Raw genomic sequence first — 15,113 nt, 5'->3', positions numbered from 1 at the left:
ACATCTCCGCCGTACAGTACAGGCTGGGGCCAAGCCCCTGCGTAAAGCCTGATAAAATAACGGGGAAGAGAGGCGCTTTGGCGCAGCGTAAGACAACAATCGAGAACCAATCCGGTAAGGCCGGGTTATCCTATCGCCCGCCCGTGACGGCGCAGTCCGGGGCAGAGGGGGCGCATATCCTGCAAACCTATATCAGCCGCTTGTACGCCGATTCTGAGGCCGGGGTGGCCGCTTATGAATCCGATCGTCTGGCCCCCTATATGACCGCATTGGGTGCGCGGTTGATGAATGATGGTCTTGTGACCGCAACGGAGCCGAATCCGTTTAATGCCAAACATGGCGTTGTGGCGTATCACCGCATGATTGCGGATGATGCGTCACCACAGACCCATTTCGCACCGGAACGGTTGAGCGGGTTGTTTAACAAGATGGCGGCGGACACCGGTAATATTGTCTTATCAGAAGTTGCCATTGTGCCAAGCGACGTGTGGGAACGGGTTACACAGGACAAAGCCTTAACATCATTCAGCCGCCCATCCGATATCGCAGGACGTCAATATCATCTCGGCTTTATTCAATGTTTACGTCATGCGGAACAGGCATCCATCGCGTTCCCGGTGATGGTTCTGGACAAAACGGTGATGGACCGGATTTCGCCTTATAACCCGTCTGATCTTTTGGAATCGTTGGCGGCGTTGGCCACCATTGGTAACCATGATGTGCTGCACGGCTTAACCAGCCCAGTCCTGACGGATGATATTTCACATGCGTTTCGCAAACCCGCTTATGGCCCGGTTCTGGGTGAGTTCCTGAAATCCTATCTGTCGTTCAGCATGGCAGACAAGGAAGGCAGCGATGCCCCGAACAGTTACGAAGGATGGGCGCTGGCCAGCCATGCGGATACATATCGCGAAATGCGCACAAATAGCGATGACCGCGATCTTGATATTCAGGTTGAAAAATATTGTGACGCTATGGAACGGATTGACCGCGCGTTAGACAATGATGGCGTTTCACCCGAGATGCGGCATCATTATATGGATTACTTTGGCACGGTTGCCCTGTTTTCGCTGGTTCGTGTGTTGCCGGTCGATGATCCATTGATGGGGCGGGCGCTGACGCGGATGGAAACGCTGACCCGTCCGGATGGATCTGATCTGGTTCAATATATGCGCGATCGTTGGCGTAATCCGAAAACCCGTTATCCGGAGCAGGTGAATCTGGACCATTTGGGGGCGATGTATCTGGAGTTTCTGGATCGTCCCGGTTTTATGACGGATGATGTTCTGTCAGATTTAAACACAGCGTTATCGGCATGTTTGCAGTATGAATGCGAAAAACCGGCGGATGCCCAAAACCGCGTTCTCTGGGGGGCCAGTGCGATTGGCGGAATGCGACAATTTGAAACGCAGCCCGTGGGGGTTCAGGAAAGCATCAAGGCCTATGCCCGTGCCTTGGCGCATGTGCGGTTTGACGAGGAATCCCGCTTGCGCGATCCGGCCTTATGCCAGACGGAAAAGGGAGCGGACCCTGCGGATCGGTTTCAAAACGCTGCCGCCCCGATCTGGCCCCGGCCCGATATGCCCGAGGGCATGCGCATCGGCGTGCTGAATAAAATGAAATACACGCGGAATACTGTTGTTGGGGCAATGTTCCGGTCCCTGCAAAGTTACCTGCACCGCCATCCGAATGATCCGGATTTTGAAGCGAATATGCACCGTTTGGGGGTTATTCATTTCGATGGACTGCGGCGACAGGTGGTGCGCGGTGTTCTGGATGAACAGACTGGGCCCACATTGGCCTATCGCGCCGTGCGCAATTACCGTCATGCCGGGATCAACATTCTGGGGCGTGAAGGGCGTGAGCCATCATGGCGGCAGATGAAAATGTGGGACGTTATGCGGACCACGCCTGTTATTCCTTATATGCTGTCACCCGCGACCAAGGATGAGGAGCTGGCGCGCATACACCGCATCTCCAAAACAGTGGATCGTGGTGTTGTCGCAATTCTTGGTACCGGGCAATCCGCCCCCTGATTTATTGGACATAACCGAATTTTTATTTTCCGGATATAGGCGCGCTGGTGTCATGCTGCGCTGCGTGTTGAATGCGGGCCGGGTTTCAGGCAAGAATAGGCCGCGTTTTCACATCATGGAGTGTTACATGAAAATCGGCGTGCCAAAGGAAATCAAGGCTCAGGAACATCGTGTCGGTCTGGTGCCGTCATCGGTGAAGGAATTTATTGCGCGCGGTCATCAGGTGATCGTTGAAACCGGAGCCGGGGCTGGCATTAATTTCAGCGACGATGATTACAAAAAGGCGGGCGCGACGATTAAAGGCACCGCCAAAGAAATTTTTGCCGAAGCCGATATGATCGTAAAGGTGAAAGAGCCGCAACCCGTTGAATGCAAGATGTTGCGCGAAGATCAATTGCTGTTCACCTATCTGCATCTGGCCCCGGACCCGGAACAGGCCAAAGGGTTGATGGAGTCCGGATGTGTAGCCATTGCCTATGAAACGGTGACGGGGCGTGATGGTCGCGGGTTGCCGTTGCTGGCCCCGATGTCGGAAATTGCAGGCCGCCTGTCCGTTTTGGTCGGCGCCAACAATATGATGAAACATATGGGCGGTGTTGGCCGTCTGATTTCCGGCGTGCCGGGCGTTCGTCCGGGTAATGTGCTGGTGATTGGTGGCGGCGTCGCCGGGTTTAACGCGGCGCGCGTGGCCGTGGGCATGGGCGCGAATGTGACCATTCTGGAACGTGACCATGATCGTCTGCGTACACTGGACGATTATTTCCGTGGTCAGGCCAATGTGATTTATTCCAGCATGGATTCTGTTGAACAATATGTGCAGGTGTGTGATCTGGTGATTGGCGCGGTGCTGATCCCCGGGGCGGCGGCACCGAAACTGGTGACCAAGCCGATGTTAAAAACCATGATTCCGGGCTCGGTGATTGTCGATATCGCCATCGACCAGGGTGGGTGTTTCGAAACCAGCCATGCCACAACGCACAAAGATCCGACCTATGTCGTGGATGATGTCGTGCATTACTGCGTGGCGAATATGCCGGGGGCTGTGCCGTTGTCGTCCGCTCTGGCGTTGAACCACGCTGTTCTGCCTTATGCGCTGGCGTTGGCTGATAAGGGATGGAAACGCGCTGTGCTGGAAGATCCTAATTTGCGAAACGGGCTGAATGTCTGCCGCGGTGAAATTACCTATCGTAGCGTGGCTGAATCGCTGAATCTGCCATTTAATCCCGAGCCCAAGGCCCTTGCGGCCTGAAATACTTTGGGATAGTCAGCGCATCTGAATTTGCGAAAGGGGGGTGGTTTCATACTGTCCCCCTTTACTTTTTGCACAAAAATAAAAAGATCAATAGCGGTGAGGGAAGGTCGGATCCTGTTGGTAAACAGGTGAATGATGCAGACCCACAACCTTATACACCATGTCCGCGATTATGTTGTGAACCTTGTCTTTCGCAAGGAACAGCCTGAGTTCCGAGTCATCAAAAAGCGTGACCCAATCGCCGGGCAACGCAGACAGGATCAATTAGAGGCGCTGTGCAGGACGCTGTTCATGAAAAAGGAACTGGTCGCGTCCGGGCGTATTCAGGTTTTGGGGTTGGATGCGGTCAAGGCGCGCATGGGACGGCGTTGGCCCGGGTTGCGCGATGTTATTTACGAAACGTGCGAGTATGTCATCAGGAAGAATGTTGATCCCGGAGACGTCTTTTTCCGTTATCAGGAAAAAGATTTTATCATTCTTTTTGAGAATATATCCGGAGATGAAAGCGAAGCAAAAATGACGATGATTGCATCGCAGATCAGGGGGTTTTTGTTTGACGATTACGGCATCGAAGATGTTGATGTGCACAAGGATGTATCAATGCTTTCCTGTGACGATATTCGTAAGGGGTCGTTTTTTGGAAAAACGATATCGAATTCGTTTGAAAGCCGAATGACAAGAAAAAGAAGAGCTTCCGTTCCTATCCCACCAATATCAAACAAAAATGAAATTGATCTGGATTTTGTGAATCGGGTCGACGTGGCGGTCGCGTTTCCGAATGAGGCTCCGGATTTGCCAATAATAAAAAAAGAAGTTCCGGTTCATGCGGTGCGTTACATGCCGGTCTGGGACGCGTTCAAGGGGCGGTTGATTGCGTTTATGTGCGTTCTGGATCGGGATGATGGTGCGCAGGTGGTGGCGGCGCACCAGAATTATTACATGGGACGATCGGCTTCTGACGTCGCTGCGCTTGATCGGGATATTCTTTTGAGCGTTATTCAATGGTTTGAAAACCACGCAGGCGGGCCGCATCATTTTGGGATTATCTGCCCCGTCCATTTCAGTACGGTTTCCGGAATTGAGAATGCGGAGAAATATCGCGTTCTGTGTCAGAGGATTAATGCCGATATGCGGAACTATGTATTGTTCATGGTCATGGATGTTCCCGTTCATATGCCGAGCTCTGGCCTGAGTCAGATTGTCTCTCCGTTGAAAGTGTATGGGCGTGTTTTGTGTGGGAATATTCCGCTGTCCGGACTGGGGGCGGATTTGTCGGCTTTACGGATTTCCGGGTTTGATAATATCGGGATTGTCGCGGGGATGGCGGGACGCGGTAACACGGAAACGGATCTCCTGAATATTCGATCCTTGGTGAGCCGTTCAAAAAGACACCTTATCAATCATACTTTCGTTCTCGATGCCGATGCGCCAGAAACTGTCGCGGAGGCTATTAAGGCAGGGGTGCGCTATATCGCAGGGAATGCAGTTCATCATTGCGTTCAAAGCCCAGATGATAAATTGCATTTTAAGACCGGAACCTTTTTTCAAATATGGAACAATCATATGAAAGATCATGCGCAATCGCATTGAGTGGATTTCTCTCCCGTGTGCAGATGCGAAGAAGAGGGTGTTTCGCATTTTGCATTTTTCATCAAGCTGTAAGATGACGTTTTTTGTCGCTTTTCTGCCGCTTTCGGTGCGACAATGATTGTAAGGGGACATACTTAATCCATATTTTTGCGATTTATTGCGGAGGGGCCTATGCGTGTGCGCGGTTTGGCTGGACGTATCCGTGGGTATGTATCGAAATTGGCGTTCTGGACGCATTCAGATGACCGTGCGTTTTCTGCGCGGTCATATTCAAAAAAACCAATGCGATTGACGGAAAGACAGCACGCAGAATTAGAAGTTCTGTGCACAAAGCTGTTTGAAAAACGGGATCTGGTCGCGTCGGGCCGTTTGCAGATTTTGGGATTGCGCGCGGTCAAGGCGCAGATGGGGCGGCGATGGAACGGAATGCAGGATCAGGTTTTTGTCATCTGTGAAGGAACCATCAGTAAATATCTGGAGCGCGGCGATATCTATATCCGATATGAAGATGACAGTTACATCCTGTTGTTTATGAGTAGCACGCTGGTGGAAAGCGATATGAAGGCCGCATTGATGGCTGAAGAAATTCGCCGTCGTTTGTTTGATGAGCTGGGGCTGGATTCCATCACAATGGAAAAAGAAATGTCACATATTTCGGCCCATGAAGTGGACCGGAATTTGCCGTTTATCCAATCCGTTCCGCTGGCCTTTGACAAGGGGCGGATGCGCGCGACGATGGAGATGGCGGAGCAGGGGCATAAAACGCCTGATTTTACTCCCATCCCGAGAACAGAAGTTGAATTCGTCCATCACCGTTACCATCCGCGCCGTTTTGGAAAGTTAAAGCCGCCGCCGAAACCAGACCCCGTGATTATGCCGTTTGGCGGTGTGCGCTTTATGCCGGCATGGGACCAGTATCGCGGTCGGCGTGTGTCGCTGGTGGCGGTGGCCGATTACCCGGGTGCGGGACCAAACGCGATGCAATCGCACCGGAATTTTTATATTGGCCGCAGTGACCATGAAATTGTCGAGATGGATATGTTTATCCTGCAGGCGATCATCAACTGGTTGCGGAATAATCCAAATGCCTTGCCTGAGTTTGGATTGATCTGTCCCGTGAATTTCAGAACATTATCAAGCATGGAAGGCAAAGAGCGGTACCGATCCCTGTGCCAACAAATCGATGATCGCATGAAACAGTTTATGCTGTTCCTGGTGATGGATGTTCCCGTTCATATGCCGTGGCTGAGCATGAATCATCTGGTGTCACCGTTAAAGACATACAGTCGATACCTGTGTGGCCAGGTGTCGATGGATATCACAGACGGCGATATAGAGGCGTTACGCATGGCCGGGTTTGATGTTCTAGGTGTCTTTGTCGGTGAAACGGGGGCGGGCCGCATGCACAAGTCGTTGCGCCCCGATTTGGAAAGTTTTGTTCATCGTGCGCGTAAACATCTTATCAACCGGACATTCATTGTGGGTGCGGATGATGCCGATACGGCGGTAGCAGCCGCGATGGCGGATATTCGGTTTATGGCGGGTGATGCTATTCATCCCTGTGTCCCGAAACCTGAATCCGAACAGGATTTTTCGATGAACGAATTCTTCAGGTTATGGCGTAGCGACCCGGCGCGATCCGGTGGCGTGCATTAGGGGTTTATAATAAATCTTGTCTTTGCTGGGTTTGTTTAAAAATCGTGCATTTTGCAATGTGTTTTCAGTGTCACAAAATATTCCCGATATAACCCTAAGTGGTCTTGCCCCGCAATTCATTCTTCAGTCTAGGGGGGCACAATCGAAATACAACGGGTATTAAAATAAAAAATTCGGGAGAATGGGTAATGGTTGGTCAGGGGAATATGCAACAAGAACAGAATTTCATGTCGTTTAAAAATAATGCTGTTCTTGGAAATGCGCTGTCGAATTTTTTCAACAAAAATGGAGTTGTTGCCGCGGGGCGTATGGAAGTTCTGGGGTTGCGTACAATTCGCACCAACAGCGGTTCACGATGGGATCAACTGCACAGCAAGATTACAGATGTTTGCAAGGGCGTCATTGCGAAGTACATCGGCGATGATGATATGTGCGTTGAATTTCGTGATGATGCCTTCATCATTCTTTTTACTGAAAGCACGATTGTTGAAAGTGATCTTAAAATCACCCTGATCGCCGAGGAAATGAAGCGCGGTTTGCAGGCCTTGGATGGTGTCGAGCAAATCACGATTAAAAAGGATGTGTCGCTGATCCAGATGACGGATCTGGATTACAATATGCCCCTGGTCCAATCAATTGTGATGTTGTTTGAAAAGGGGCGCGTCAATGGCCAGATTCAGCTGACGGCTTCGCGGTCACCCAACTTTTCATCTGTTTTACATGCCGGGCATGATCGAGCGGCTCGTTTGCATCATGAGATGACGGCGCCGCATAAAAAAGAAACCGGTGCGATGGACGATGTGCATGCGCTGCCGTTTACGGCGGTGCGTTATATGCCGGTGTGGGATCATTACAAGGGCCGTAAAGTGGCACAGATGGCCGTGGCAGATTACCCGGATGCTGGGGGGCAGGCTATTCGCGCGCATGAAGCCTTCTATGCCAATGCGCACGGGGCCATGGTTATTGCGATGGATATGCTGGTTTTGCGGACTGTTATCGCGTGGTTCCAGGCGAATCCCGATATGATCCCGGATTTTGGGATTATCTGTCCGGTGCATCATTACACCTTGTCCAGCATGGATGGCCAACAACGTTATCGCGCTTTGTGCCAGAAGATCGATGAGCGGATGAAGGCCTATATGCTGTTTATGGTGATGGATGTTCCGGCGCATACGCCATGGATGACATTGCATCGGATGATTTCACCGCTGAAGACATTCGGGCGTGTCTTGTGTGGCCGGGTTTCATTGACCAGCGTTGGTGATGCGGATTACGAAGCCTTGCGTATGGCAGGTTTCGATGTTCTGGGTGTTATGGTGAATAGCCCGATGGCCAGCAATGGCGGGCGGGCCTATCGATTGATGGAAAGCGACATTCAGAATTTTGTAAAACGTACGCGCCGTCATCTTATCAGCCGGACCTTTCTGTTGGGGGCGGATGATCCGAAAGTGGCGTTGGCTGCCGCCGCCGCCGATGTCCGATTCATTGCGGGGGACGCGATTCACGCCTGCGTCCCGGAACCAGAGGCCAGTTTAGACTTCCACAGCGGCAGTTTCTTTCGCATGTGGCGCGAGGGGCTGGTCGGTGTTGATGTTAACTAATTGATTTAAAACGAATTTATATTCTCAAATTGGCGGTTTGAAAAAAACGGCTGGTTTGCGCAAGAAATCTGAAAAAGGTATTGAAATCCTGTGGCCGTTCCGATAACTATACGCCCACGCTGAATTGCGGGCGTAGTTCAGTTGGTTAGAACGCCTGCCTGTCACGCAGGAGGTCGCGGGTTCAAGTCCCGTCGCTCGCGCCATTCAGGGTAAAATAAAGAACCGGCTCTTTTTGAGCCGGTTTTTTTATTATTGCGTCGCGATATGTTGTGGTGCATCATTTTCCTGTCCGTGTCCTACGGTCGTCTTCAAATTTGATTTTCATATTTATTTCTCTGCGACTTTCGATGACCTTCTCGAAAAGGGGTTTCTCATGAAAAAAGCGTTTTTGCTGTCTTCTGTTGCATGTCTTGTGTTGAGTGGGGCGGATATCGCGGCGGCGCAAAGCACGCACGGTATTCCGGCCTTTACCTCTGCGCCATGTCGTTATTATCCCGGGCACATTGATGTCGAGGGGAAATACGGGGATCGCAAGATTGGGGAAACCGCGATCTTCCTGCCTGTGGCGTGTTCACCGGATACGCTGCTTTTTTCTGATATTCGCCTGAAGGCTGATGACCAGAGCAACCGTGAAATCAACCTGGGTCTGGGGACTCGTTTTCTGAAGGAAAACGGAGTTTTGGGCGGGTACGTGTATTTTGACCGGAAACGATCCGGGTTCAGCGAAGAAATGCATTCGCAATTAACCGCTGGGGCGGAATGGCTGGCCGAAGAATGGGAAGTGCGCGCCAATGGCTATGCGCCGTTGAGCGATGATGTTTTGGTCGATACGGCTGCGACGCTCAGCGATCCGTATTTGTCCGGCACGGGTCTGTTCGTTGATTCTCAATCCATGGTCATTCGTGAACAACCGCTTTATGGCGGTGATGTTGAGGCCGGTGCCAAGATCCCGAAAACAGATTTATGGATGTATTTGGCTGGCTATAGCTTTAGCGGCGATGATTCTCCAACTATGGTTGGTGTGCGGGCCCGGGCGCGATACGAAATTACCGACAACATAGCGCTGACCGCCGAAGGGCAGTATGACGATGAACGGGGTCGGGATGGCTGGGTCGGGGCGCGATTTACATTACCATTTGGAGGGTCGGGCAAGGATCTGACCGGGTTGAAAGCGCGTATGACGGCGTCGCCTGTGCGTGATGTTGATGTCGTGACGGCCAGCAAGGCCGAAACGTCCGGTGCGCCGCAGGCTGTTGCGGTTTTGAATGCGACAACGGGTACAGCCCAACGGATTATTTATATTGATAACCAGGCCGCAGGCGGTGGTGACGGGTCAATGGAAAATCCGTTCAATAATCTGGCCGATGTACAGGCCGCGTTACAGGACCATGATGTCGTTTACATCTATACGGGTGTGGGATCAAACGGCATGGATTCGGGGCTGGTTATCAGCAACACCGGGGTTCAGGTTGTTGGTGCAGGAACAGATTTTGTTTATGACAGCAACCGATTCAGCGCATCGGGTGCGGGCCGTTTTAACAACACTGTTTTAATTGCGGGAAGTGCTGCGCCGACACTGACCAACGGGGCCGGGGTTGGCATTACTGTGACGGCGAGTGACGTTGCGGTATCGGGCGTGACGGTGGACGGGACCACGGGTGCTGGCGTTCTGGTCGATAGTGTTGCGAATTTCACTTTACGAGACTCGACCATCCAAAACTCCGGCGCGCATGGCGTGTTTATCGATGCGGATAATGTGACCGGGGCCTATACATTGACCGATAACGTGCTGACCGGTAACGGGACAGCGGCGGGGAATGATACCATTCGTATCTATACCTCAGGCACGTCTGATATTGATTTTAACGTCAGTGGCAATGAAATCACGGGCAATAATTATCGCGGCATTCACATGGATCTTGCCGGTAATGCGACTGTAGATATCGATGTTCATGACAATGACGTCAACAATAACGTCGGCGACGGGTTCCGGATCGGCAATGCCACAGGCGGTGCCACAAACGTGGTGTTGAACGGAAGTATTGAAAACAATAATTTCAGCAACGCCCTAACCGACAATGTTATTGAACCGGATATTGATACATCAGGTCTGGTGATCCGAATGGACCAGAACATGACGGCGGGCAGCCTGGCCAATCGGTTGATGATCCATAACAATACGATGTCCGATAACTCGGAAGACGGTTTCGGGCTGTGGGCGTTTGGTGGCACGGTCTATGCCGAAGTGTCGGATAACACCATGCAGGATAACCAGGATGATGGTGCCGAAATCCGGGCGCAGAATAACGGCGCTGTGGATGGGTTTATGGATGTAAATATTTATCGAAATACGGCCAGCGGCCATTCTGAAAACGGTATCCAGATTGATGCCCGTTCCGGTTCGTCGCAAAGCTATGCCCACTTTGATGGGAATACAACATACGACAACGCCGGGCGTGGCTTGTATGTAGCGACGTTGGAAGATTCTGTTACGGTCGGATCGGTCGCCAATCCCGTTATCCTGGAGAATAATATTTCCTACAACAACGGCATCGGTATTGGTGCCGCCGCAGGTGTTGGGAATAGCAGTGAAATCCACACAATTATCCGCAATAACCAGATCTATGACAACACGACAGACGGTATTTATCTGGAAGCCAGTGGCACGGCGAACAGCCTGACGGCCACGGTTGAGGGCAACACCATTACCGGGAACGACAGCAACGGTATGGATGTGCGCACGGCCAATACCGGCACACTGGATCTGACCGTTGATGACAATGATGTGACAACGTCAACAGCCCAGAATTTGTATTTCGATACGCGTAACACATCGACCGCGAATATTGTTTTGACATCCAACCGGATCAGCGAGGCTGGCGGTGATGGTGTTGAATTTAATATTCAGGGGGATTCCGACGTTACGGGTTCCATGACGGACAACGTGATTGAGGACAATACCGAATACGGCGTCTTCATCACTGCGCGCGATGCCAGCGGGCGGATGGGCACGGCGGGTACGGCCTATACCATGTCGGGCAATACAATCCGCGACAATGATCTGTCGAATATGTATGTGCGCACGGCGGCGGGGGCGGCACCCTTTGTCTATATCAGCATGTTTGACAACATCCTGACCGGTTCCGCGCAGCGCGGCATCGAAATTCAGGAATTCGACAGCACGGCTGGCACCAACAACCTGGTCATCGATATGGGGGGCGGTGCGTTTGCCAGCACCGGCGGCAACCAGGTTTATGACAATGCGGGAATTAACGTTTACTATAATCCGGATATTGCAGCCTCGGTGCTGAAGGCGGAAAACAACTGGTGGGGTCAGGATGCCGACCCATCCACATTTGATGAAGCATCCGACAGCGACGGGGCCAACGAGTTTGGCGGTGCCAATGGAGCGACCATTGATGCGTCACCGCGGCTGAGTACGGCGCCATAAGCATCTGAGTTAACAAGCTCCCTCTGTTGTTTATGAAAAATAACAGAGGGAGCTTGTTGCGCCCATTCTTGAGAGTGAGAATAATTCTCATTCTGTCTGTGCGAATTGTCAAAAAACCCATCTGGAAACTCTCGATCTAGGGCTTGTGGGGCGGGATTCTGTGGTTTATGAATGGCGCATAAGTATTCTAACCCTCTGGAATCAGGCGGGAACCATGGCCCCTTCAGACCTCCTTCTGAACTATCTTCCGATCCTTGTTTTTATCGTCATTGCGGGCGGCATGTCGGTCGCCATGATCGTGGCGTCATTGCTGGCCGGGAAACGCAATCCCGATGTGAACAAGCTGTCCGCTTATGAATGCGGTTTCGATGCGTTCGACGATGCACGGCACAAATTTGATGTGCGGTTCTATCTGGTCGCCATCTTGTTCATCATCTTCGATCTGGAAGTTGCGTTCCTGTTCCCCTGGGCGGTTACGCTGGGCGACATTGGCGTCTTCGGGTTCTGGTCCATGGTCACGTTCCTTGGAATTCTGACGGTTGGGTTCATATATGAATGGAAAAAAGGCGCGTTGGATTGGGAGTAATCAGCAATGTCACATGATCGTCACGTCTTTACCGCACCGCCTGCGCCGCTGGAAACAGGATTGGCTATGCCGCCCGCCGCGCAGCAGGACGTTGTGCCCGCCGCGATTTCAAAGCATCTGAATGAAAAGGGCTTTCTGCTGACGCAGGCCGATAACCTGTTCGATTGGGCGCGCACCGGTTCGCTGTGGCCGATGACGTTCGGTCTGGCGTGCTGTGCGGTGGAGATGATCCACGCGTATATGAGCCGTTATGACCTCGACCGTTTCGGCATGATCCCGCGCCCCAGCCCGCGTCAATCCGACGTGATGATTGTGGCCGGAACACTGACCAACAAAATGGCCCCGGCGCTGCGCCGTGTGTATGACCAGATGCCGGAACCCCGCTGGGTTGTTTCGATGGGGTCGTGCGCGAATGGTGGCGGTTATTACCATTATTCATACTCCGTCGTGCGCGGATGCGACCGGATTGTTCCGGTTGATATTTACGTGCCCGGATGCCCGCCGACCGCGGAAGCGCTGGTTTACGGCTTGTTGCAATTGCAAAAGAAAATCCAGCGTGAAGACACGCGGATCGTTCGATAAGCGAAGAGGAGCGAGAAGATCATGTCCGATGAAGGCGCCCTCGAATCCATCATGGATCTGGCCGAACATATTCACGAAAGCTTGGACCGCGCGGTGATTGAACACACCGTTGAACGTGGTACGCCCGTGTTCACGGTCAAGCGTGACCATATTATTCCGGTTCTGCAATTCCTGCGCGATGATATGGAGTGCCAGTTCACGACAATCATCGACATTTGCGGCGTCGATTTCCCGGACCGTCCGGAGCGTTTTGAGGTTGTTTACAATCTGCTGTCCATTACCCAGAACCAGCGCGTACGCGTGAAACTGACCGCGGCGGAAGATACGCCGGTGCCGTCCGTTGTCAGCGTGTTCAGTGGTGCGGGTTGGTTGGAACGCGAAGTGTGGGACATGTATGGCGTGTATTTCACGGGTAACCCGGATCTGCGCCGTATCCTGACCGACTATGGTTTCGAAGGTCACCCGCAGCGTAAAGATTTCCCGCTGACTGGCTATGTTGAACTGCGTTATGACGAGGAGTTGAAGCGCGTTGTTTATGAACCCGTCAAATTGACTCAGGATTTCCGCCGGTTCGATTATACCAGCCCGTGGGAAGGTATGGTTGACGTACAATTGCCCGGTGATGAAAAAGCGGTGAAACCCAATTTTGGTTACCGTGATCCGAAGAAGAAATCCGTAGGAGGAGACGCGTAATGGGCTCCGTGAAGAATGATAGCGCCGCACTGGATATTGGCGAAGAAACACAAATTCGTCCGTACACGATGAACTTCGGCCCGCAACACCCGGCCGCGCACGGTGTGCTGCGTCTGGTGTTGGAAATGGAAGGCGAAGTTGTTGAACGCGCCGATCCGCACATTGGTCTGTTGCACCGTGGTACGGAAAAACTGATTGAATATAAAACCTATATGCAGGCGGTGCCGTATTTCGACCGCCTGGATTACGTGGCCCCGATGAACCAGGAACATGCGTTCGCTCTGGCCACGGAAAAATTGCTGGGCATTACGGTTCCGAAACGGGCGCAGTATATCCGCGTTCTGTACTGTGAACTGGGTCGTATCCTGAACCACCTTCTGAACATCACCACCTTTGCGCTGGACGTTGGTGCGATCACGCCGGCCCTGTGGGGATTTGAAGAGCGTGAGAAGGGGATGGAATTTTATGAACGCGTGTGTGGCGCACGCCTGCACGCGAACTATTTCCGCCCGGGTGGTGTGTCACAGGATCTTCCGGCGGGTCTGCTGGATGACATGATGGATTGGGTTGAAAAATCCGTTCCGGCGGTCATTGATGACCTCGACGATCTGATGACCGGAAACCGCATTTTCAAACAGCGGACTGTGGATATCGGTGTCGTGACGAAGGAGGAGGCGCTGAACTGGGGCTTTACCGGCCCGATGTTGCGTGGTTCCGGCGTTGCGTGGGATTTGCGTAAATCCCAGCCGTACGAAGTTTACGCCGATATGGATTTCGACATTCCGGTTGGTAAGACGGGCGATTGCTATGCCCGTTATCTGGTCCGCATGGAAGAAATGCGCCAATCGCTGAAAATTATGAAGCAGGCGATCCAGCAAATGCCGGGTGGCCCGGTGAAGGTTGATGATCGTAAGATCGCGCCGCCGCCGCGTGGGGAAATGAAATCCTCAATGGAAGCATTGATCCACCATTTCAAACTATACACTGAGGGCTATCACGTTCCGGCGGGCGAAACATACGCCGCGGTCGAGGCGCCGAAAGGGGAATTTGGCGTGTATCTGGTATCCGATGGTGGAAACCGTCCGTATCGTTGCCGCATTCGTGCGCCGGGATTCCTGCACTTGCAAGGTCTGGATTTCATGAGCCGTGGCCATATGCTGGCCGACGTTGTGGCCAATATTGGTTCCATGGACATCGTGTTCGGGGAGATTGACCGATAATGCCCTTTATTCATGCAATCATTCTGGCGGTATCGGCCGTGATTGGTTTGGGTGTTACGTGTTTCGTGACAACCCCGGCCCGCGCCGAAATGGGATGGGACGCCATTGAAGCCTTCTGTGAAGACAAGGAAGGGCGCAATTTTGGCAAGGACGGGCGGCAGCCCAATGGCCGCATTGCCGATGAAATGGTGATGGCGTTGACCCCGGGGCGTTATACGGACGAAGAGGGCACGGTTGTTGAGTTGAGCGAAACGGGGGCGTTTGTCCTGACCCCGTCAAAACGTTTGAGTGTGTTTGGCACCGAAGGTGACGACATTCTGATGGGCAAGCGCGTGGCCGGGTGCAGCAAAGAACAATTATCCGAAGCTTTGCGCCGCAACCAGATTGCCGCGCCCACGGGCAAGCCGGAAAAAATTGACGATTTAAAGAAGTAGAAACGAACGGAG

The 15,113-nt window shown here is 52.5% G+C and carries 11 protein-coding genes and 1 tRNA gene; all 12 read left to right on the top strand.

All coding sequences use genetic code 11. The annotated features are described in order from the left end of the window. The first annotated feature begins 77 nt into the window (after positions 1-77). The 12 genes from MICA_RS06510 (at position 78) to MICA_RS06455 (ending at position 15,101) form a co-directional block, all read left to right on the top strand. Positions 78-2,036: a hypothetical protein gene (locus MICA_RS06510; RefSeq protein ID WP_014102922.1), complete on the top strand. Its 1,959-nt coding sequence runs from the start codon at positions 78-80 to the stop codon at positions 2,034-2,036. A 127-nt stretch (positions 2,037-2,163) separates the two neighbouring features. Next, positions 2,164-3,285 (top strand): alanine dehydrogenase, encoded by a 1,122-nt coding sequence (ald, locus tag MICA_RS06505; RefSeq protein ID WP_014102921.1) that lies wholly within the window; start codon positions 2,164-2,166, stop codon positions 3,283-3,285. Positions 3,286-3,420: 135 nt separating this feature from the next. Next, on the top strand, positions 3,421-4,878 hold the full coding sequence (locus tag MICA_RS06500; protein WP_236619859.1) for a hypothetical protein: 1,458 nt from the start codon (positions 3,421-3,423) through the stop codon (positions 4,876-4,878). A gap of 282 nt (positions 4,879-5,160) precedes the next feature. Then, entirely contained in the window at positions 5,161-6,534 is a 1,374-nt protein-coding gene (locus tag MICA_RS06495) for a hypothetical protein (protein ID WP_236619979.1), read from the top strand. A gap of 227 nt (positions 6,535-6,761) precedes the next feature. Further along, positions 6,762-8,135, top strand: coding sequence for a hypothetical protein (locus MICA_RS06490; protein WP_236619858.1), 1,374 nt, complete (start codon positions 6,762-6,764; stop codon positions 8,133-8,135). 126 nt (positions 8,136-8,261) lie between these two features. Next, positions 8,262-8,338: transfer RNA gene (locus tag MICA_RS06485), tRNA-Asp, on the top strand. Positions 8,339-8,508: 170 nt separating this feature from the next. Further along, positions 8,509-11,586 carry an inverse autotransporter beta-barrel domain-containing protein gene (locus tag MICA_RS06480; protein WP_014102917.1) on the top strand — a complete coding sequence of 1,026 codons (3,078 nt, stop codon included), beginning with the start codon at positions 8,509-8,511 and terminating at the stop codon, positions 11,584-11,586. A 214-nt stretch (positions 11,587-11,800) separates the two neighbouring features. Further along, entirely contained in the window at positions 11,801-12,172 is a 372-nt protein-coding gene (locus tag MICA_RS06475) for an NADH-quinone oxidoreductase subunit A (protein WP_014102916.1), read from the top strand. A gap of 6 nt (positions 12,173-12,178) precedes the next feature. After that, positions 12,179-12,754, top strand: coding sequence for a NuoB/complex I 20 kDa subunit family protein (locus tag MICA_RS06470; protein WP_148260437.1), 576 nt, complete (start codon positions 12,179-12,181; stop codon positions 12,752-12,754). Positions 12,755-12,775: 21 nt separating this feature from the next. Beyond that, a complete protein-coding gene (locus MICA_RS06465) occupies positions 12,776-13,447 on the top strand; it encodes an NADH-quinone oxidoreductase subunit C (RefSeq protein ID WP_014102914.1) in 672 nt (223 codons plus the stop codon). After that, on the top strand, positions 13,447-14,667 hold the full coding sequence (locus MICA_RS06460) for an NADH-quinone oxidoreductase subunit D (protein ID WP_014102913.1): 1,221 nt from the start codon (positions 13,447-13,449) through the stop codon (positions 14,665-14,667). The genes MICA_RS06465 and MICA_RS06460 overlap by 1 nt, the downstream gene beginning before the upstream one ends. Then, positions 14,667-15,101, top strand: a complete 435-nt coding sequence (locus MICA_RS06455; RefSeq protein WP_014102912.1) for a hypothetical protein — start codon at positions 14,667-14,669, stop codon at positions 15,099-15,101. Before MICA_RS06460 ends, MICA_RS06455 begins: the two co-directional genes overlap by 1 nt. Positions 15,102-15,113: the final 12 nt, after the last annotated feature.

Source organism: Micavibrio aeruginosavorus ARL-13, from assembly GCF_000226315.1.
In the GTDB taxonomy this organism is placed as follows: Bacteria; Pseudomonadota; Alphaproteobacteria; order Micavibrionales; family Micavibrionaceae; genus Micavibrio; species Micavibrio aeruginosavorus_B.
Note: the sequence above shows the minus strand (reverse complement) of the source record. Positions and strands in the feature narration are given on the sequence as shown.

Bases quoted from the DNA above. Each gene is read 5' to 3' on its own strand.
- ald (WP_014102921.1), top strand. From the start codon at position 2,164: ATGAAAATCGGCGTGCCAAAGGAAATCAAGGCTCAGGAACATCGTGTC.
- MICA_RS06500 (WP_236619859.1), top strand. From the start codon at position 3,421: ATGATGCAGACCCACAACCTTATACACCATGTCCGCGATTATGTTGTG.
- MICA_RS06495 (WP_236619979.1), top strand. From the start codon at position 5,161: ATGCGATTGACGGAAAGACAGCACGCAGAATTAGAAGTTCTGTGCACA.
- MICA_RS06490 (WP_236619858.1), top strand. From the start codon at position 6,762: ATGTCGTTTAAAAATAATGCTGTTCTTGGAAATGCGCTGTCGAATTTT.
- MICA_RS06480 (WP_014102917.1), top strand. From the start codon at position 8,509: ATGAAAAAAGCGTTTTTGCTGTCTTCTGTTGCATGTCTTGTGTTGAGT.
- MICA_RS06475 (WP_014102916.1), top strand. From the start codon at position 11,801: ATGGCCCCTTCAGACCTCCTTCTGAACTATCTTCCGATCCTTGTTTTT.
- MICA_RS06470 (WP_148260437.1), top strand. From the start codon at position 12,179: ATGTCACATGATCGTCACGTCTTTACCGCACCGCCTGCGCCGCTGGAA.
- MICA_RS06465 (WP_014102914.1), top strand. From the start codon at position 12,776: ATGTCCGATGAAGGCGCCCTCGAATCCATCATGGATCTGGCCGAACAT.
- MICA_RS06460 (WP_014102913.1), top strand. From the start codon at position 13,447: ATGGGCTCCGTGAAGAATGATAGCGCCGCACTGGATATTGGCGAAGAA.
- MICA_RS06455 (WP_014102912.1), top strand. From the start codon at position 14,667: ATGCCCTTTATTCATGCAATCATTCTGGCGGTATCGGCCGTGATTGGT.